Origin of the sequence: Paenibacillus tarimensis, from assembly GCF_021532315.1 — a bacterium.
In the GTDB taxonomy this organism is placed as follows: Bacteria; Bacillota; Bacilli; order Paenibacillales; family Paenibacillaceae; genus Paenibacillus_I; species Paenibacillus_I tarimensis.
On record NZ_JAKGAO010000036.1, the window covers coordinates 1 to 20,069 of the forward strand.

14 protein-coding genes and 6 tRNA genes are annotated in these 20,069 nt (G+C 49.0%); 19 read left to right on the top strand and 1 reads right to left on the bottom strand.

From position 1 onward, the window contains the following. The 16 genes from L1N82_RS22430 to L1N82_RS22505 all read left to right on the top strand — a co-directional run bounded on the left by L1N82_RS22430 (position 1) and on the right by L1N82_RS22505 (position 13,910). Positions 1-73: transfer RNA gene (locus L1N82_RS22430), tRNA-Lys, on the top strand. Between the two features lie 7 nt (positions 74-80). Next, positions 81-163 (top strand) — tRNA-Leu (locus tag L1N82_RS22435). Positions 164-429: 266 nt separating this feature from the next. Then, a complete protein-coding gene (locus L1N82_RS22440; RefSeq protein WP_235289696.1) occupies positions 430-840 on the top strand; it encodes an HXXEE domain-containing protein in 411 nt (136 codons plus the stop codon). A gap of 470 nt (positions 841-1,310) precedes the next feature. Further along, positions 1,311-1,385: transfer RNA gene (locus L1N82_RS22445), tRNA-Gly, on the top strand. Positions 1,386-1,395: 10 nt separating this feature from the next. Continuing rightward, a tRNA-Arg gene (locus tag L1N82_RS22450) sits at positions 1,396-1,472 on the top strand. Positions 1,473-1,487: 15 nt separating this feature from the next. Continuing rightward, positions 1,488-1,564, top strand: a tRNA-Pro gene (locus L1N82_RS22455). Positions 1,565-1,573: 9 nt separating this feature from the next. After that, positions 1,574-1,647: transfer RNA gene (locus L1N82_RS22460), tRNA-Gly, on the top strand. Positions 1,648-1,907: 260 nt separating this feature from the next. Further along, the gene (ppc, locus tag L1N82_RS22465; protein ID WP_235289701.1) at positions 1,908-4,715 is read left to right on the top strand and encodes a phosphoenolpyruvate carboxylase; all 2,808 of its coding nucleotides are present in this window, start codon (positions 1,908-1,910) and stop codon (positions 4,713-4,715) included. A 183-nt stretch (positions 4,716-4,898) separates the two neighbouring features. Further along, positions 4,899-5,456, top strand: a complete 558-nt coding sequence (gene sigW, locus L1N82_RS22470) for an RNA polymerase sigma factor SigW (protein WP_268822111.1) — start codon at positions 4,899-4,901, stop codon at positions 5,454-5,456. A gap of 123 nt (positions 5,457-5,579) precedes the next feature. Then, positions 5,580-6,215 (top strand): zf-HC2 domain-containing protein, encoded by a 636-nt coding sequence (locus L1N82_RS22475; protein ID WP_235289703.1) that lies wholly within the window; start codon positions 5,580-5,582, stop codon positions 6,213-6,215. Positions 6,216-6,380: 165 nt separating this feature from the next. Beyond that, on the top strand, positions 6,381-7,214 hold the full coding sequence (gene cdaA, locus L1N82_RS22480; protein WP_235289704.1) for a diadenylate cyclase CdaA: 834 nt from the start codon (positions 6,381-6,383) through the stop codon (positions 7,212-7,214). Then, positions 7,207-8,655, top strand: a complete 1,449-nt coding sequence (locus tag L1N82_RS22485; protein WP_235289705.1) for a CdaR family protein — start codon at positions 7,207-7,209, stop codon at positions 8,653-8,655. Before cdaA ends, L1N82_RS22485 begins: the two co-directional genes overlap by 8 nt. A gap of 59 nt (positions 8,656-8,714) precedes the next feature. Further along, a complete protein-coding gene (gene glmM, locus L1N82_RS22490) occupies positions 8,715-10,070 on the top strand; it encodes a phosphoglucosamine mutase (protein ID WP_235289706.1) in 1,356 nt (451 codons plus the stop codon). A gap of 320 nt (positions 10,071-10,390) precedes the next feature. Beyond that, complete coding sequence (locus L1N82_RS22495) at positions 10,391-10,555, top strand: hypothetical protein (RefSeq protein ID WP_235289707.1); 165 nt, start codon at positions 10,391-10,393, stop codon at positions 10,553-10,555. 173 nt (positions 10,556-10,728) lie between these two features. Next, the gene (gene glmS, locus L1N82_RS22500; RefSeq protein WP_235289708.1) at positions 10,729-12,561 is read left to right on the top strand and encodes a glutamine--fructose-6-phosphate transaminase (isomerizing); all 1,833 of its coding nucleotides are present in this window, start codon (positions 10,729-10,731) and stop codon (positions 12,559-12,561) included. A 713-nt stretch (positions 12,562-13,274) separates the two neighbouring features. After that, positions 13,275-13,910, top strand: a complete 636-nt coding sequence (locus L1N82_RS22505; protein WP_235289714.1) for an FMN-dependent NADH-azoreductase — start codon at positions 13,275-13,277, stop codon at positions 13,908-13,910. 228 nt (positions 13,911-14,138) lie between these two features. On the opposite strand, the gene L1N82_RS22510 is transcribed toward L1N82_RS22505, so the two are convergent. After that, complete coding sequence (locus tag L1N82_RS22510) at positions 14,139-14,933, bottom strand: helix-turn-helix domain-containing protein (protein ID WP_235289709.1); 795 nt, start codon at positions 14,931-14,933, stop codon at positions 14,139-14,141. A 286-nt stretch (positions 14,934-15,219) separates the two neighbouring features. Between L1N82_RS22510 and L1N82_RS22515 the strand changes: the two genes are divergently transcribed. The 3 genes from L1N82_RS22515 (at position 15,220) to ectB (ending at position 19,708) form a co-directional block, all read left to right on the top strand. Then, a complete protein-coding gene (locus tag L1N82_RS22515) occupies positions 15,220-16,341 on the top strand; it encodes a glycoside hydrolase family 88 protein (protein WP_235289710.1) in 1,122 nt (373 codons plus the stop codon). A gap of 101 nt (positions 16,342-16,442) precedes the next feature. Beyond that, positions 16,443-17,585 (top strand): DUF2264 domain-containing protein, encoded by a 1,143-nt coding sequence (locus L1N82_RS22520; RefSeq protein WP_235289711.1) that lies wholly within the window; start codon positions 16,443-16,445, stop codon positions 17,583-17,585. 839 nt (positions 17,586-18,424) lie between these two features. Continuing rightward, a complete protein-coding gene (gene ectB, locus L1N82_RS22525; protein WP_235289712.1) occupies positions 18,425-19,708 on the top strand; it encodes a diaminobutyrate--2-oxoglutarate transaminase in 1,284 nt (427 codons plus the stop codon). The last annotated feature ends 361 nt before the right edge of the window (positions 19,709-20,069 follow it).

Below are 20,069 nucleotides of genomic sequence, written 5' to 3' on the forward strand. Positions count from 1 at the left end.
GAGCCATTAGCTCAGTTGGTAGAGCACCTGACTTTTAATCAGGGTGTCGTAGGTTCGAGTCCTACATGGCTCATGTTTATGCGCGTATGGCGGAATTGGCAGACGCACCAGACTTAGGATCTGGCGGGAGACCGTGGGGGTTCAAGTCCCTCTACGCGCACCATACATACAAATGTACTCACGATCTTATCAGGTCGTGGGTTTTTTGTTATTATACTAGTTTCTTCTTATCAGCGTGGATAGACAGAACACCTTTACTTTAAGTTGAAGCACTTTCTAGACATATCGTTGAAGTTTGCTTTCTCTGAGCCTTTACTTTAAAGTCAGGGTTAACATCAGAATACAGTGGTTGTGAGATGGGGGATTATTCACAGACGAAATAGACACCAGTGATATACCAGTTATGATTATAGAGAGGAATTTGATGCATTGGAAATACATAATTTAATTTGGTTATTTGTTGTGGTATTTATGTTACATGATTTTGAGGAAATTATATCAGTGGAGAAGTGGGCCAAGCAGACAGAAGAATATATACGATTGAAGAGGAATCGTCTTTCAGCTTGGATATGGAACTTTTGGAACGTAAATTCCTATAACTTTGCCAAAAGGGATGTTGTAATCTTTACAGTAATGTCTGTTATCGTTTTCTTAAGAGCTCATTTTGCCGAAAGTCCATGGAGTGCGGTGCTTTTTATCAGCTTCCTTATTGTTGTATTAGCTCATAATGCTGTACATTTATTACAAACGGTGGTGTTAGGAAAATATACCCCAGGGTTATACACGGCTGTGTTTCTTGTAACTCCTTATACAACCTATTTATTATATCATATACTGTAAATATTGAATTACTCTTTAGATGGCTCTCCAGAGCTCTCTGGTGCCCTCAGAACCCCTCAGAACCCGTGATACAATCTCCAACAGGGGGAAAACCACTGTACAGTCAGCAGAACGCTTCTGAGAAGTCACGCGGACCGATGGACGTTTAAAAGGATCCCTAAGCAGTTTGTATCGACTCAGGGACAACCTTTAATTACAGCCTCCCCTTTTTAATGTGAGGGGTATAACAATTACGTGTCCAGGTAACAATTCATTTTAACAGGATGATGGCCTCTTCAGTAAAGTTCTACCTCAGGTATTTAGGCAGCGCATGCCAGTTCATTAGGCAGTTGAAAAAGCGCGTCATTACAGTTTTTTTGAGAACATCACAAAAAAAATAAAGTTTTTTTCGAAAAACAGTTGCATTTAGTTTGAGGAGGTGGTATATTATCAATTGTCGCCTCTGACAAAACGTTAAGAGAGCAACACAAGCGGAAGTGGCTCAGCGGTAGAGCATCGCCTTGCCAAGGCGAGGGTCGCGGGTTCGATTCCCGTCTTCCGCTCCATTATAAGTAAGTGCCCTTAGCTCAGCTGGATAGAGCGTTTGACTACGAATCAAAAGGTCGGGAGTTCGAATCTCTCAGGGCACGCCATTAAGTTTTAAATGTCGGGACGTAGCTCAGCTTGGTAGAGCACCTGGTTTGGGACCAGGGGGTCGCATGTTCAAATCGTGTCGTCCCGACCATATTATCACGCGGGTGTAGTTCAATGGTAGAACTCCAGCCTTCCAAGCTGGTAGCGTGGGTTCGATTCCCATCACCCGCTCCACTACATAACCCTAAGATCCTGAGCAATCAGGATCTTTTTTATTTCTTTCATCACATGATTATGAATAAATATGCATCATGCTAGTTGCTGTATAGATACCAGTTTTCCTAGCAGTTATGCGGCTTGGTAACTATAAAGCCTTGATAATCAAGGCTTTTTTTCATACAACCTAAAGATGAGAGGGCTTCAACCTTGTTGCATTTTGTAGTATGATAAGGAAAGTATGTTTTTACGAAAGTCATGAAGTCAGGAGGAAGGGTATGTCCGAACAGGTGGTTTCACAACAAGCGGCGGGCCGTCCGCAAACCAGTAATCTGCTGCGGAGGGACGTCCGGTTTCTAGGAAATATATTGGGCGAAGTGTTGGTCCATCAGGGCGGACAAGAGCTGTTTAACGAGGTAGAGAAAATCCGGGAGATGAGTAAGGCGCTTCGTGCGGAGTTCACCACTGAACGGTATGAAGCATTCAAGCACGTTATTGAGTCACTTAGCCCGGAGATTCGCCATCAGGTCATCCGCGCGTTTGCGATTTACTTCCAGCTTGTTAATATTGCCGAGCAAAATCATCGTATCCGCAGAAAACGGGATTACGAGCGATCAGCGGGTGAAGCTGTTCAGCCGGGTTCCATTGAAAGCGCGGTCCAGGATTTGAAGGACAGCAACGTTACGGTTGAAGACGTGCAGGCCATTATGTCCGAGATATCACTCGAGCTGGTCATGACAGCACATCCGACTGAAGCAACGCGCAGAGCGGTACTTGATATTCACAAACGGATGGCGAACGATGTCATGGAACTCGACAATCCGACACTTACATTCCGTGAGCGGGAGAAGCTTCGTGAGAAGCTGTTGAATGAAGTGCTGACTCTATGGCAAACGGACGAGCTCCGCAGCCGTAAACCAACCGTAATTGATGAAGTACGCAATGGGTTGTTCTATTTTGATGAAACACTGTTCGATGTGCTGCCTGAGGTTTACGAGGAGCTTGAACGGTGTCTGGATAAGTACTATCCGGGCGAACACTGGCATGTACCAGCGTACCTCCGGTTTGGTTCCTGGATCGGGGGAGACCGTGACGGCAATCCTTCGGTGACGTCAAACGTTACATGGGAAACCCTGACGCTCCACCGTAAGCTCGCTGTGAAGAAGTACCGTGAAGCGTTCCGGGAGCTTATGCAGCTGCTGAGCTTCAGTACCTCGATCGTGAACGTATCCGACGAGCTCATGGAATCGATCCAGAAGGATAAGCAATTCTTGGATACAAGTAAGTGCAAAGAGCTATGGCGCAATGAGAAGGAGCCATATCGCATCAAGATCGGCTTTATGCTGGAGAAGCTGGCCAACACTCTGTCTGACGATATGAAAGGCCAGCCGCAGCGGTACAATAACCCGGAGGAGCTTAAACAAGACCTGCTCATTATTGACCGGAGCCTGCGTCAGCACTTTGCTGATTATGTCGCAGATACTCAGATCCGCAAGCTGATCCGGCAGGTCGAATTGTTTGGTTTCCATATGTCAGCACTAGATATCAGACAGCACAGTAAAGAACATGAGAATGCAATGACAGAGATCCTGAATCAGATGCACATTGTCGACGATTATTCGGCACTGGATGAAGAGGCTAAGATTGAGCTCCTGAATAGCTTGCTGAATGATCCGCGCCCGCTGACAGCAAGCCATCTGGAATACTCAGATTCCACAAGGGAGTGCCTGGATGTATACCGTACGGTATACCGTGCGCAGCAGGAATTTGGTGAGCATTGTATCTCAAGCTACTTGATCAGTATGACCCAGGGCGCAAGTGACCTTCTTGAGGTAATGGTTTTTGCTAAGGAGGTTGGCTTGTTCCATAAGGACGCTAACGGAAATGTGCGCTGCACCCTGCAGTCCGTGCCGCTCTTCGAGACGATCGACGATCTGCACGCAGCACCGGACATTATGAAGCGGTTGTTCGAGCTTCCGATCTACCGTGCAGCTGTTTCAGCCCGTCAGGACCTCCAGGAGATTATGCTGGGCTACTCTGACAGCAATAAGGACGGCGGGGTAGTAACCGCTAACTGGGAGCTGCGGGTAGCGCTCAAGGATATTACGAAGGTGGCTAAGGCCTATGACATAAAGCTCAAGTTCTTCCATGGCCGGGGCGGAGCGCTGGGCCGGGGCGGCATGCCGCTTAACAGAAGTATTCTGGCTCAGCCTCCTCATACAATTGGCGGCGGCATCAAAATAACTGAGCAGGGCGAGGTGCTCTCCTCCCGCTATGCTATGCAGGGCATCGCATACAGAAGCCTGGAACAAGCCACATGGGCATTGATTACTGCAGCGAAGCAGGCAAAGTTCCCTGAAGCAAGGCTAGGAAACTTTGACCGGTTTGAAGAAATGGCGAAGTCGATTTCCGAGCTGGCGCAGGTAAAATACCAGGATCTGATCTTCCGTGATTCGGACTTCCTGACCTTCTTCAAGGAATCAACACCGCTGAACGAAATCGGAGAGCTAAATATCGGTTCAAGACCTTCCAAGCGTAAAAATAGCGACCGCTTCGAGGACCTTCGCGCAATACCATGGGTGTTTGCATGGACGCAGAGCCGTTATTTGCTTCCTGCCTGGTATGCAGCGGGCACGGCAATGGTACAATATACTGCCGGCAGTGAAGAGAAGCTGAACTTGCTTAAGCAGGCTTATAATGAATTTCCGTTCTTCCGCTCGCTTATCGATAATCTTCAGATGGCTCTTGCCAAAGCAGATCTTCATATTGCCGAGGGCTATGCGGGTATGATCAAGGATGATTCAGTCCGCAGCCGGATTTTTAGTCTAATTGAACAGGAGTATGAGCTTACTTCGCAGATTATCCTGCAAATTACCGGACAGGAAGAAATCCTCGACAATGTTCCGGTAATACAGGAATCCATTAGGCTTCGCAACCCTTACGTAGACCCTCTGAGTTATTTGCAGGTACAGCTGCTGAAGGAGCTGCGTGCACTCCGGTCTTCGGAACAGGATGACGCAGAGCTGCTGCGTGAAGTGCTGTTGACAATTAACGGCATCGCAGCTGGCCTTCGGAATACAGGCTAATCGGCCTGCTGAACGTTTAAAGATTACACACCGGGTTTGAATGGTCTATCCATTCATCCCGGTTCTTGTATTACAGCCGAATTTCTAATACGATTTCTTACGTATAGAAATGTACGGTATTGCCGAACGGTCGGCCAAGATCCGGCCATGCGGCACGTCTGGAGGAACGATGGTGTGATATCCATGGAAGCGCGACTGGCGCGGCTGGCTTTGAAGGGCGATCAGCGGGCTTTTGCCGAGATCGTCGGGCTTTATCAGGACAAGTTGTACCATATGGCTTATCGGATGCTGAACAACCGGCAGGAAGCAGAGGATGCGGTACAGGATACTTTTTTACGTGTGTATAAGAATCTTGACCGCTACGATGAGAACATGAAATTCTCGACATGGATTTATAGGATAGCCACAAACCTGTGTATCGACAGGCTTCGCAAACGGAAGCCGAGCTACTCGCTTGATGCGGAGTCCAATGAGCATGAAGGATTAGATGGCTACTCGATGATCCCGAGTGACAACCGGACGCCTGAAAGCGAGACGCTGCTTTCTGAAGTTCAGCAGACGATACATAAAGCGATTGACACCTTACCAGCCAAGTACAAAACGGTGATGATCCTCCGCTACCTTCAAGAGCTGTCGCTCCAGGAAATCGGGGATGTGCTTGATATGCCGGTAACAACCGTCAAGACGAGAGTTCACCGGGGAAGAGAGTTTCTGCGGAAACGGCTGGAGCGGGAATTTTAATGACGTATCGCATTTCTAAAATTTTCTTAAAAGCTTTTCTAAAAAAGTTGAAACGGATGCCTTCCTGGCACGTATCGTATAGCACAAGCATGTGTTCAGCAAACTAGGAAAGGACTGGCTGCCATGAATTGCAATGTCGCCACGTCATGGATTCACGACTACTTGGACGGCGAGTTGCCGCGGGAAGAAGCGATCCAACTGAAAGCCCACTTGCTCGCTTGCCCGGCATGCAGGTCCCGATTTGAACAGCTTGAACGAACGGAGGCGTACGTTCAGGCGGCGTTCTCTGCGGATACGAGAAGCCTGGCTGGCTCAGATGCTTATAATGCGGCTGCGCTTACGGACCGGATTATAGGCGCACTGCCGACAGCACCAAAGAAGCGCTCTTGGACACGCTGGCTTCGTAATCATCCTGCAATAGCGGTAGCGAGCGTGTTTGCAATGGTCATGCTGTCAAGCTTCATCACAATGTGGGAGCAACATGGAGAGCTCGTCGTACGCGGAACGGACCTCGATCAGGTTGTAATCACTGGTAACAGAGTCATCGTCCCTGAGGGGGCGAGAGTGAACGGCGATTTAACGGTGGAGAATGGAATAACTGAGGTCGCTGGAGAAATACAGGGGAACTTGACCGTCATTGATGGAACGTTGAATATGGCCTCTACTGCCAATATTATCGGAGAAGAGAAAACCATAAACCAAGCGCTGGATTGGGTATGGTACAAGTTGAAACGGACGGTAAATGATTTAGCATCATGACAAATAACAGCCTCCCGGACAATTCGGGAGGTTTTTTTTCTATATATAAGCTACAATAGTGATAAAGGGATGGCCTGGAAGGATTTCAAGCGGGGAATCCCGAATGTAGACTAATGGTTCATATTACAGACAGATGAAGGTGCAATCGCCATAGGAGGCGGGTGTGTGAATTATTTTGCGAATTTGACTTGGAACGAATGGATTAAGGATATCATCGATGTAGGTATAGTCAGTTATATCATATATAAGTTGATTCTGCTTATTCGGGGAACAAGGGCTGTACAGCTGATCAAGGGGATATTCGTATTGGTTGCGACTTGGGCGATCAGTACCTGGCTGAACCTGTATACGCTGAAGTGGCTGATGAACCAGATGTTTACGTTTGGTGTTGTTACCGTACTCATCATCTTTCAGCCGGAGCTCAGGCGTGCTCTGGAGCAGCTAGGCAGGGGGAAGCTGTTTGGCCGGACAACCTATGTGGACAGGGATATCAGTGACCGGATCAGTGAAATTATTAAGGCTGTCAATTATTTATCCGCCAGAAAAATAGGGGCATTAATTGTTTTTGAACGGGATACTGGCCTGAATGAATATATTGAATCTGGCATCTCAATGCAATCCAGAATTAGCTCGGAGCTGCTTATTAATATCTTTATCCCAAACACGCCGCTTCATGACGGTGCGGTGATTATCCGGGGCAACCAGATTATGGCGGCCGCCTGTTATTTGCCGCTTTCCGAAAATCCGTTTATCAGCAAGGAGCTGGGAACCAGACACCGGGCAGCAATCGGAGTGAGCGAGGTTTGTGATGCAATTTCCATCGTTGTATCGGAAGAGACAGGACAGGTTTCGTTGGCCGTACATGGCATGGTGGTACGCGACATTAAAGAAGAATCATTGATCTCAAAGCTGTTCGAGGAATTAAGTCCGAAGCGGGCAGCCGAGCGGGCTAAACCAAAAATGTCCTTCTGGAAACGGAAGGGGGATCAGAATGGATAAATGGCTGAATCATCCTACGTCACTTAAGATTATTTCCCTCGCTCTGGCATTGCTGCTGTGGGCGGTTGTTCACTTTGACCCGGAATCACCTAATACGGTCACGGCAACCACAGATACCAAGATTTATGAGGCAGTCACTATTCATGCTGAAGGGCTGGATGAGAAGGATATGGCGCTTAGGGTCATGGAGCCTACGGTCGTTCGCATGATGGTAGAGGGAAGCCGTTCTGATCTCTTGTCGGCGTCTCCGGATGCGTATAAGGTCTGGGTGGATTTAAGCGGGCTGTCGGAGGGCGAACATGAGCTTACCTTGCGATATGAATTACCATCCAGGGTACGGCTGCGCGATATTTCGCCGTCCAGAGTGAGGGTTGAATTGGTATCTGTACAGACGAAGGAATTTGTAGCTGAGGTCAAAACAAGCGGACAGCCTGCGAATGGATATAAGGTGGGCACTCCGATTGTGAAGCCGAACAGCCGTGTATTTGTTACCTTGCCAAAGGATCGAATGGACCGGGTTGCCATGGTAGGCGCCATTGTGAGTGTAGATGGTGTAGGCGAGAATCTGGTGGAGAAGAAAGTGCGGCTGGCTGCTTACGATGCAAACGGCAAAGAAATCAGCGATGCGGTCCTTAACCCGAATGTTGTAGAGGTGGAGGTCCCGATAACGCTGCCGTTCAAGTCACTGCCGCTGCAGCTCAGTTATACAGGCAAGCTGCAGAATGGCCTTAGCTTAGCATCTATTCAGCCTTCAGTAGATACGGTGACTGTATATGGACCGCAGGAAGTTCTAGATCAGCTGGAATTTTACGACGGAGCGGTTATTAATCTTGCTGCTGTTAAAGAATCGGGCATGATACCGCTGGAGCTGAAGCCGACAAACGGACTAACTGCGGTAGAGCCTAAACAAATTGAAGTTACCGTGGAACTGGAGCCGTCAGAGACGGTAACCCTTCCGCAGCTTGAGGTAACAATCGCGGGGTTATCGGAAGGGCTGGAAGCAGATTTTGTAGAGCCTGCCGAAGGCATGATTGATATCCAGGTTACGGGAGCGCCTAGTGTCCTGGCCGGACTTACAGCTAAGGATGTGCAGATTATCGCCGACTTGAATGGACTGCCGCCGGGGCAGCATGATGTCAGAGTAGATATACATCTGCCTTCGTCTGTAACGCCAGGCTTCGCAGAACCGCCCGTGGTGAGCGTGAATATAGTGGACCCAGCGAAGGAGACATCGGCGGAGGCAGAATCGGAGGAGCGAGCTCCAGTAAGAGATCAGGCTGAGCAGCCCTCGGCAGAGGATGCAGAGGAAGGCAGCAGCCAAGCCGAAAATGCAGGTACAGGGAACTCAAGCGGAGAAGCGACTGATAGTACAGGAAAAGCACCGGCTGAGCCGAGGCAAAATGGGACCAATGAAGGGCAGGAATCCGGGGATCCGGGTTGAATAGAATGATAAGGCGATTAACTACTGCCTTTAATGACAAAAGGAGATTGGATCTGACAATGGGGAAATATTTTGGAACAGACGGTGTTCGCGGTGTAGCGAATCGTGAATTAACACCTGAGCTTGCTTACAAAATCGGACGCTGTGGCGGATATGTTCTGGCAGGAAAAGCAGATAAACCAAAGGTAATTATTGGACGGGATACACGGATATCGGGTCCCATGCTTGAAGCGGCATTAACGGCAGGTCTTCTGTCGATTGGCGCAAGTGTAATCCGCATTGGTGTCGTGTCAACACCGGCCGTGGCATATTTGACAAGACTTCTGGGGGCGGATGCAGGAGTAATGATCTCGGCTTCCCACAACCCTGTTGCCGATAACGGCATAAAATTCTTCGGCGCGGATGGATTCAAGCTGTCCGATGAGACTGAGCTTGAAATTGAGCGTCTGATGGATGCTGAAGCAGATGCGCTACCGCGTCCTGAAGGCGCAGGTATTGGTACGGTAACTGTCGACGATGAGGCCAAATACCGCTACCTGGACTACTTGAAGACGACTGTACAACAATCCTTCAATGGCCTCAAAATTGTTCTGGATTGCGCTCATGGATCAGCGTATGAGCTGGCTCCGACTGTATTTCGTGAGCTGGGAGCCGAGATTATTACGGTTGGTGCACAGCCGAACGGCTTGAACATTAATGATGGTGTTGGCTCTACGCATCCTGAATATCTGAGGGAGCAGGTTCTTGCGCATGGGGCAGACCTGGGCCTGTCATTCGACGGGGATGCAGACCGCTTGATTGCTATAGACGAGCAGGGCGAGGAAGTGGATGGCGACTTTATTCTGTGCATCTGCGGCGATGCGATGAAGCGGAGCGGCAAGCTGAAGCATGATACAGTTGTAACGACTGTAATGAGTAATATCGGATTCTTCAAGGCAGCAGAAGGATTAGGGCTTAAATCAGCGCGTACGGCTGTAGGTGACCGCTACGTGATGGAAGAGATGCGCCGCGGCGGGTTTAATCTGGGCGGTGAACAATCCGGCCATGTTATTTTCCTCGATTATAATACGACTGGAGACGGCATTTTGACCGCGCTTCAGCTTGTTGATACACTGGTGGCTTCCGGCAAGAAGCTTGGGGAGCTCAAAACCTTGATGCGTAAATATCCGCAGGTTTTGGTTAACGTCCGCGTTGGCGATAAGAGCCTGTACAAGGGCAATGCAGCCATTGCTGCAGCTGTTGAAAAGGTAGAGCTGGAGCTTGGTGACAACGGCCGGGTGCTGGTTCGCCCATCCGGTACGGAGTCCCTGATCCGCGTTATGGCGGAAGGTCCTGACAAGGCTCAGATCGAAGGCTATGTCAATCAGATTGTAGAAGTGGTAAAGGCGGAGCTGGGTGCTGCTTCAGCAGTTTAAAGCTCCCGCCTGATTCGCACACCCCTCTGCATGTGTACTCATGTGCATAGGGGTTTTTATTTGCCTTGAGATAACAGCGAATGATGGCTCAGGCGATTTGTTTTCAGAAAAATAGGTCTATAAGCGGGTGTAGTCGGCTGTTATATCTTGTTTGTTCGACCAGGAGCGACAAAAATCTCGGTTGCACGCGAGGCGGAAAATGAATATGATAGGATAAGTGATTCAAGAAGGAAAGGCAGGGCAGAGGTTGACCATAAAGCTTCATAAGCGCCAGAGCTTGTGCGGGTATCATGGAAGGGTAAGCTTGGTTGGCCCGACTGTTGATACGGCAAGCTGACGAGGTGGGGGTGTTCGAATTGTTCGGCGGGGACCTCCCGGCTATTCATTCAAGCCGTAAGCTGAAACGCAAAACGTCCGGGCGACCGGGCGGACAACGAATCGGCGGAATGACAGCAGGTAAATCGCGATACGGAATCGTTATATGATATGCATTTCTCGAATGTCCCCGCTGCCGTGGAGCATGGTTAGGACAGCAGGTTGTTGCGCACCGGAACACGTTCGGGAAATAACAATTGAATGTATGTCTTAAGCAGCCACGCACGGTATCCGGGGCTTCGGTATTTTCACAAAAAACCGAACAAGCGGAGGTCTATTAAACATGTGCGGAATAGTTGGCTATATTGGTAAGAGAGATTCACAGAGCATTCTGATCGAAGGTTTGAAGAAGCTGGAATACCGCGGCTATGACTCGGCAGGTATTGCAGTATTCACGGAGCAGGGACTGGTTGTGAAGAAGTCCAAGGGACGTCTTGCGGTACTTGAGGAGAAGCTGACGAATGCACCGCTCGAAGGTTCTGTCGGGATTGGACACACACGCTGGGCAACGCACGGCAAGCCGTCGGATGAGAACTCTCATCCCCATACGGATAATTCCTTTAAATTTTCCGTTGTTCACAACGGTATTGTAGAGAACTACCTGGAGCTCAAGGAAGAGCTGATGATGAACGGACACAAGTTTGTATCTGAGACGGATACAGAGGTCATCTCTCACCTGGTTGCTTCCGAGTACGACGGCGACATCGTCAAAGCGGTACAGCGCGCGGTAAAACGCATGCGCGGCGCATTCGCACTTGGCGTACTCACCGAATATGAGCCCGACCGTCTGGTAGCTGTTCGTTTTGCCAGCCCGCTCGTGATCGGTATCGGAGAAGGCGAAAACTTCATCGGCTCTGACATTCCAGCTATTCTGGAGCATACGCGTGATGTATATATTCTGAACGACGGCGAAATGGCGATTTTGACACGTAATGGTGTCGAGCTGATGACGACTGAAGGCGAAATTATTTCCAAGGAAATATTCCGTGTCGATTGGGATCTCATCACTGCTGAAAAGTCCGGTTTCGACCATTTCATGCTGAAAGAAATTCATGAGCAGCCGAAGGCTTACCGTGATACCATGCGCGGCCGTATCTCGGATGATTCCCGCAAGGTGGTACTGCCTGAGGTGGGAATGACTCCTGAGCAGATCAAGGGTATCAACCGTGTCCATATTGTTGCCTGCGGAACGGCCTATCATGCCGGCCTGATCGGCAAGACGGTGATCGAGCAGTTGGCGCGCATTCCAGTTGAGACGGATGTCGCTTCGGAGTATCGTTACCGTAACCCAATCATCACGCCGGACACGTTGGTTATCGTGGTCAGCCAGTCAGGAGAAACCGCTGATACGCTTGCTGCATTGCGTGAGGCGAAGCGCTGCGGAGCCCGCGTGCTCGCGATCACGAACGTGGTGGGCAGCTCGGTAGCCCGTGAGGCGGATGATGTCATTACAACTTGGGCAGGACCGGAAATTGCGGTTGCGTCTACGAAAGCCTATACGTCACAGCTTGTGGCATTCTATCTGCTGGGCCTGTATCTGGCACAGACAATTGGCACACGTGATGAAGAGTTCATTGCGGGTGTGCTTAGTGCGATGAATGAGCTTCCGGAGCAGGTTGAGCTGATTCTGGAGCAATCCGAAATATTGAAGAAAATTGCCGAGTCAATGGCGAAGCACAGCAGCCTGTTCTTTATTGGCCGAGGACTCGATTGGGGCGTTGCACAGGAAGGCTCGTTAAAGCTGAAGGAGATCTCTTATATCCACTCTGAGGCTTATGCGGCAGGCGAACTGAAGCATGGCACGCTGGCATTGATTGAGGAAGGCACACCGGTTATAGCGCTGGTGACACAGGAGGATCTCTACGAGAAGACGCTGAGCAACATCAAGGAAGTAACGGCTCGCGGTGCTTATGTACTGGGTGTCACGAACCAGAACAACCAGCTCGAAGTAGGCAAGTCTGTTGACGAGCTGTTCGCGATCCCGAACACGCTGCCGCTTTTGACACCGGCACTGTCGGTTGTACCGCTGCAGCTGATCTCCTATTACGCTTCCCTGGCGCTCGGCCATGACGTCGACAAGCCGCGTAACCTGGCGAAGAGCGTGACAGTGGAGTAGTAAATCCTTAAATTTGTCGTATGATGATGATGTCTGTAAAGATGTCTGGAACCAGTTAAAGATGATGTGTGGAACCGATAAGAAAGATGATTGAACATCTAAAAGGGAGCCCCGAGAGAGAAATAATTGGGTGCTCCCTTTTAAATTTGTGTATAAGTTGATCTACAAAGAACTACAGACTGGTGAAATTGAAGAGTGACAATAGCTATAGAATCAAATGTATCCGCAAAGAAAATAATATATAGGCCTATCACAAGGGAACTTGAGTGAAATTGAAATGGGAAATAGTCATTTCTCTGCGGAAACACTTCTATCTATCCGAGCCCAATATACTGACGCACTCTTTAAGACTATACAGTATGTTCTTTTGAACTACGTCAAAGGATCAACTGGCGCTGGGGTTCCATTTTCCGCTATAAAATCATATGTCACTAATCCAGAAAAATTCATTGTAGCCATTCACTTCGTGATATGCGCACGATGCAGCGCTTATTTTCCAGTCACGTTGTGTCTATTTATGACATCGGTCTTTTAAGTCTGTACCGGCATCGCTTGTTAATGCATTAAACCACTGGCGGCCGCCAAAATTCCTTGTACTCCCACGCATTAAATCTATACAAAAATTTACTGTACGGATGAGCATTAAAACCATTCTTATTGTTCATAATTAAAGAGTAATATAACTCAATATCAGAAAGGAAATGATTAAAAAAATGACAAAAGTATTGTATATAACAGCACATCCACATGATGATACTCAGTCTTATAGTATGGCGGTAGGAAAGGCTTTTATAGATACTTATAAACAAGTCAATCCTGGTGACGAAGTAATCCATATGGACTTATACAAAGAAAATATTCCACAAATTGATGCAGACATTTTTAGTGGATGGGGAAAACTTCAATCGGGTGCAGGTTTTGAAGAGTTATCCGAACAGGAGAAAGCGAAAGTGGGTCGTCTTGGTGAATTAAGTGACCAATTTGTTACAGCTGACAAGTATGTTTTTGTCACACCACTGTGGAATTTCTCTTTCCCGCCGGTCATGAAAGCATATTTGGACTCCGTATCAGTTGCTGGTAAATCATTTAAATACACGGAGCAAGGACCAGTAGGATTATTAACCGATAAGAAAGCCTTACACATCCAAGCGCGCGGTGGTATTTATTCTGAAGGCCCTGCAGCAGAAATGGAAATGGGGCATCGTTACCTTGGCGTTATGATGAGATTCTTTGGTGTGCCGTCTTTCGATGGGGTCTTTGTGGAAGGACACAATGCCATGTCTGATAAAGCACAAGAAATCAAAGAAAATGCAATTGCTCGTGCAAAAGATGTAGCACATACTTTTTAACTCACATTAATATCAAACGTATACAAAATCGAAGGATATCTCAGGAACTTATTACTGAAGATATCCTTCCTTTTTCTTGGGAGAAAACTAATAAAATTGAAACTCTACTGATTCCTCAACTGTTGACCCTCCTTCCCGAAATTGACTTCACGAAAGACTTCACGAACATCAACATTCATCGGAAACTACCGCATTGTCAGTCTCTGAAATCAGGTTTATCTTCACGTATTACGGGTGTTGCTGCCTCGATTTATATTGACTGGGGGTCACACCTACGTATTTCTTAAATTGACGCATAAAATGAGATTCATTTGCGTAGCCGCACGTTTTGGAGACAGCGGCAACGGATAATAGACTGCTGTCTAAAAGAAATTTGGCATATTCGAGTCTGCTTTTGATAATGTCTACAGTCACGGGGCATCCAAATAAATCTTTGTAGATGTGTTGGAAATACGATTTGCTCAAATTTAATTGTGCAGCTAGCGAGCCTACGGATTGCTTAATTTGCGGGGTGAGATAGATCTGATTGCGAAGTTCGCTGAACTCGGAAAGATAACGGTTGGTTATTTCGGGAAGTGCGGCTCTTTGCTGCTGCATATTGCTCAGCTTAAGAAAAAATGACTTTAAATCAGCGTCAATAATTTGCTCGCACAGCGGTCCTCCCTGAAAATTTATATGATGCAAATCGAATATGTATTTGGACAAGTGAAGCGGGTCCACTGCTCTCATTGGCGTATCGACCGGGATCTCTAGATCCGATAGTAAATCTGCCATTTCCTCATCACCATTGCAATGAAACCAGTCGTTGATGAAGGGCTTCTCCAGGTCGCGATAAAGATAACTGGTGGAGGGGCGGATGAGAATATAGGAGTTTTTGTCGACGATATAAGACTCGTTATTGATGATCACGTTTGTCTTGCTCTTGAAAAGCACAAAAACATAGTGTTCAATCCCATATGGACGATCGATCGTAACTCCATCCGGATGCGTAAAGTTGTAGCCCCCTTGGATTATTCGAAGCATGACATTCCTCCTTTTGAATATAGCGGTTGATGTCAATTATTATATCTCAAAAAGCACATAAGATCAGTAAATTGCTATTATCGTTTATTTACTTGCCGCCTCATCGGAGCCTATAATTAATAAAACAATGAAAGCCCTTACCGAGGAGAGTCCGTTTATCCAAAAGTATTTGGTCAAAGGTATGATGATTGGAGCGTTGGAAGCCTGTCGCATCTGGAACGGTCGATCCATGCCGATCGATCATGTTTGGTCTGATTACATCATCTAATAAGGGGTGGAAAAGAAAATGGTAACGGAAACGGCATCGACGTATTTTACTGAAGTATGGAGCAAGCTTGAGGAGAAGGTTGACCGAATGGCTAAACAACTGGGTGACCGTTGTCCCCACGCAGCAGGAGCAGACGGTAAATACGACGATAATCCTGCTGGATGGTGGACCTCGGGCTTCTGGCCGGGCATTCTGTGGCTGATGCACGATATAAATGGAAAAGCCCATCTGCGGGAACTCGCTTGGAAATGGGATGAAACGATAGAAACGGTCATGAACACGAGCATTAAATTAGATCATGACGTAGGCTTTCAATTCCTGAATACGGCGGTTATGAAATATTGGATCACAGGAGACAAAGAGGCCCGGCGCCGCGGAATTGCCGCCGCCAATTACTTGGCTGGCCGATTTAACCCTGTGGGGAACTATATCCGCGCCTGGAATGATAACTTATCCGGTTGGGCCATTGTAGATTGCTCCATGAATTTGTCCTTGCTGTTCTGGGCTGCGGAGGAAACCAAGGATCCCCGGTATAAGCATATTGCGATGAAGCATGCCGATACGGTGCTGCAGTATTTTATCCGTCCGGACGGTTCATGCAATCATATCGTCAGTTTCAATCCCGAAACCGGTGAAATGCTGGAATCGATAGGCGGGCAAGGCTATGGGCCGGAATCAGCCTGGAGCCGCGGGCAGTCTTGGGCGCTTTACGGAATGGCCAACACCTACCGATTTACGAAAGACATTCGATACCTGGATGCATCCAAAAGGGTAGCCCATTATTTCCTTGCCTCACTGCCTGAAGATTATGTTCCGTATTGGGACTTCCGTGTTCCGAACCGGGAAGGTGAGCCACGAGATACATCAGCCGCGGCGATTGCGGCCTCAGGGCTGCTGGAGATTGCAGAGCTGGTCCCTCAGGAGGAGTCCTCCTTGTACTACCGGAGCGCGTGCAGAATCCTTCAAGCACTAACGGAGCAGTATGGCACTTGGGATATGCCGGACCACGAGGGCATTCTGCTTGGCGGCACCAGTCATAAGCCGGCCAACGCGAATGTGAACGTCTCGCTGATTTATGGGGATTACTACTACGTGGAGGCTCTCGCCAAATTGCAAGGTTGGAAGCGGAAAGTATATTAGAAGTAGAGTGTCGGTAAAGTTTCGAGCGAAGTAACCAATAGACAACGTACAGCTCTTGTATCCCAGTGCTGTGCTTTGTTTTGGAAAAGGGGAGATCAGGGATGGAAGGGAAATCGGACCGTCAGTACTGGATCGATACGATGCTGCAAATCGTATCGCCTGTGCTGGAGTCATGCTCACGCAGACAATTAAAAGCGAATATGCCCGTTCATGGGAAATTGGAGGACAGGCCATCGTTTACCTATCTTGAAGCGGTTGGAAGGTCCTTGATGGGTTTGGCTCCCTGGTTGGAGAGGCAGGCACAGGACTCGGAAGAGGAGCGGGTAAGAGCGCATTACGCGTCACTTGCTCGAAAGACGATTGAATCTATAGTCGATCCGGACTCCCCTGATTATTGTAATTTCACGGATGGCCATCAGCCTATCGTCGATGCGGCATTTCTGGCTCATGCGTTTCTAAGAGCACCCAACGAGCTATGGAAAAATCTGGATGGGCCGGTTCAGAAACATGTCGTACGCGCTCTTGAACAGACCAGAACCAGGAAGCCTTTTTTCTCCAACTGGCTCTTGTTTGGTGCGATGATTGAGTCGGCCTTGTTCAAGATGGGAGCTGCATGGGACCGCATGCGGGTAGATTTCGCTTTAAAGCAGCATGATCAGTGGTACCTGGGAGATGGCATGTATTCGGACGGACCAGAATATCACTCCGATTATTACAACAGCTTCGTCATTCAACCGATGCTGGTCGATATTATAGAGACCATAGGGAACCTTGAACCCGATTGGATGGCACTCCGTGAACCGATTCTTAGAAGAGCCGTCCGATACGGAGATATACAGGAAAAGCTAATTTCTCCTGAAGGCGCTTTTCCTGCCTTAGGCCGCTCTATTACGTACCGTTTCGGCGCCTTCCAGCATCTAGCCCAGATGGCCTTGCAGCATCGGCTGGCCGATCATATACATCCCGCTCAGGTTCGGTGCGCGCTTGGCAAGGTGATCCGCAGGATGATGGAGGTTCCCGGCAATTTCGATGATAATGGCTGGCTTCAGATTGGATTTTGCGGTCATCAGCCCGATCTCGGGGAAGCGTATATATCAACCGGCAGTTTGTACCTGTGTTCGGCTGTATTCCTTCCGCTCGGCTTGCCAGAGGAGGATCCGTTCTGGAGCGGGGAGCCTTTGCCGTGGTCTTCTTGCAGGATTTGGACCGGCGGGTCAGTACCGATCGATCGGGCTCTTGTTTGAAGGACAAACTAGACCGGATGACTTCACATCTGTAGGAGATACGGTTCTCCAGCATTTTATACGGCCGGACGGGTGTTTTCGCTGATTTATAGTGACTGCTTCTATGTCGAGGCTTTCGCAAATCAATGGGTTGAAATCTAAGGTTTATTAAATCAACGTTGTAGGTAAGAGGCACACAGAAGAGCCCACCGTTGCTTCAGAAGCGGTGGGCTTCTCATCGTTTCGACAGGTCCATTTCAAGTTACAGATGTCCCGTATAATCGAAGTTAATATCTGAGGCATAAGAGCTCATTAAAAAGATAATGGAACGTCTGGAGTTGGCTGCATGCGCATCCGGTCACGGTCCAACCAGGCTACTTTCTTCAGGTTCATGTTAAGTTATCGCAAAGCGCAAGGATTCGGAGCGCTGGTAGAGAATCTCTACAGGAAGTAACCCCCAAATTATCCAGCATCCCACCTGGATGTCGACACGCGTCAAATTCCTCGATTGATCGCTAACCATCACCAACGTTCTTCTCCATTCACTCTTTTCAGGCGAAAATATTAACATATTATGTTGAATCTACTAAAGTTAACTAAAGATTTATTATTCATTACTCAAAATCTTGATATAATCCTACATGGAACACCTTACCTGTTATGTTAGAAGATAGGATAGGAGGGGGTTTACCCCGATTCATGCTGTGCGCGAGAGACCAGTCCACTGGCTGCCCGGCAAGCCGGCATGCGGGGACCGACAATTGCGGAAAATGACAGCCGAGAATATGTTGCTCTATGACGTCAGAAGGTTCAGAACGGATGAACCAACCATATCCCAATTCCGATGGAGGATGAAGCGCGTGAGCATTTATGAAAAGCTGGAATCCAACGTAAGATCTTACTGCAGAAGCTTCCCGGTGGAATTCGACCGGGCCAAGGGGGACCTGTTATATTCTGAGGACGGAAGAGCCTATATTGATTTTTTTGCAGGTGCCGGCGCACTGAATTACGGTCATAACAACGATTATATCAAGGACCGGATTCTCGATTACTTGACCTCCGACCGAATTATGCACGGTTTGGATATGTATACAATAGCCAAGCGCGAATTCATCCAGAGCTTCTCGGAGCGGATCCTGGAGCCGAAGAAGCTGAATTACAAGCTTCAATTCTGCGGTCCTACGGGGACGAACGCGGTGGAAGCGGCCCTGAAGCTCGCTCGCAAGGCGAAGAAGAGAACCGGGATATTCGCATTCATGGGCGGCTTCCACGGCATGTCGCTCGGCAGCCTGTCGGCGACAAGCTCCAAGTCCATGAGGGAAGGGGCAGGTCTTCCTCTGGGCGGAATTACGTTCATGCCGCACCCGAGCGGGGCTTACGCGGGCATGGATACGCTCGGCTATATGGAGGATATCCTGACTGATTCGCACTCCGGAATCGACAAGCCGGCCGCCATTCTGCTTGAAACGGTACAAGCCGAAGGCGGGGTTCACGTCGTGGACGCGCAGTGGCTGCGCGGGCTGCAGCAGCTTTGCCGCAGGCACGATATCCTGCTCATCACCGACGAGATTCAAGTCGGCTGCGGCCGGACAGGCGAATTCTTCTCCTTCGAACGTGCGGGGATCGAGCCGGATCTCATTACCCTGTCGAAGTCGATCAGCGGGTACGGCCTGCCAATGTCCCTTCTGCTGCTGAAGCCCGAACTGGATCTCTGGACGCCGGGCGAGCACAACGGCACCTTCCGTGGCAACCAGCTCGCTTTTGTGGCCGCCAAGGCCGCTCTCGAGTTCCGGGACAGATCCGACCTGGAAGCCCAGGTGAAGCAGAAGGAAGAGTTTGTGCGCTCGTTCCTTGACAAAGAAATCAAGCCTCTGCATCCGTCCATCGACATCCGCGGACTCGGCTTGATCTGGGGCATTGACGTCTCGGGCTTCACGGATGAAGCCGGTGCGAAGCGGATGACGGAGATCTGCTTCGAGAACGGGCTCATCATTGAGAGAGTCGGCAGAGGAGACCGTGTGCTGAAGATCATGCCCCCGCTGACCGTCTCGATGGAGCATCTGGCGGCCGGCTGCGACATTATCAAGTCCAGTATGCAGCAGGTGATCTCCCAGGAGACCCACGATATGCTGGTAACGACCTAAGGGATCGGCCAAGCCCGGTGGTCGTCCAGGCAAGAGGCGCGGAAGTGCCTTCCGGAGCATTCTTTGAGGCTTATGCAGTACCATTGTCACATCTAACCGTCAGGATATCGCGCTCCCCCGCAGCCGGATCTCTGCTTATCCATACCAGGGCTGCGGGGGAATGCACTAATCGTACATAGAGTGTTTCCATACCCCTTAAACATAGGCTTTGACAAAGGCAGCTCCGGTGCCGAATCCGGAGGGGACGGGCGATTTCCTGCTGGCCGGCCAGGACCCTGCAGCAAGCCTTACATCGATGGGAGGAACATCGCTTGTCCACCCCCAAATTTAATTTCGAACCCAATGTTAACCCAAAGCCCGT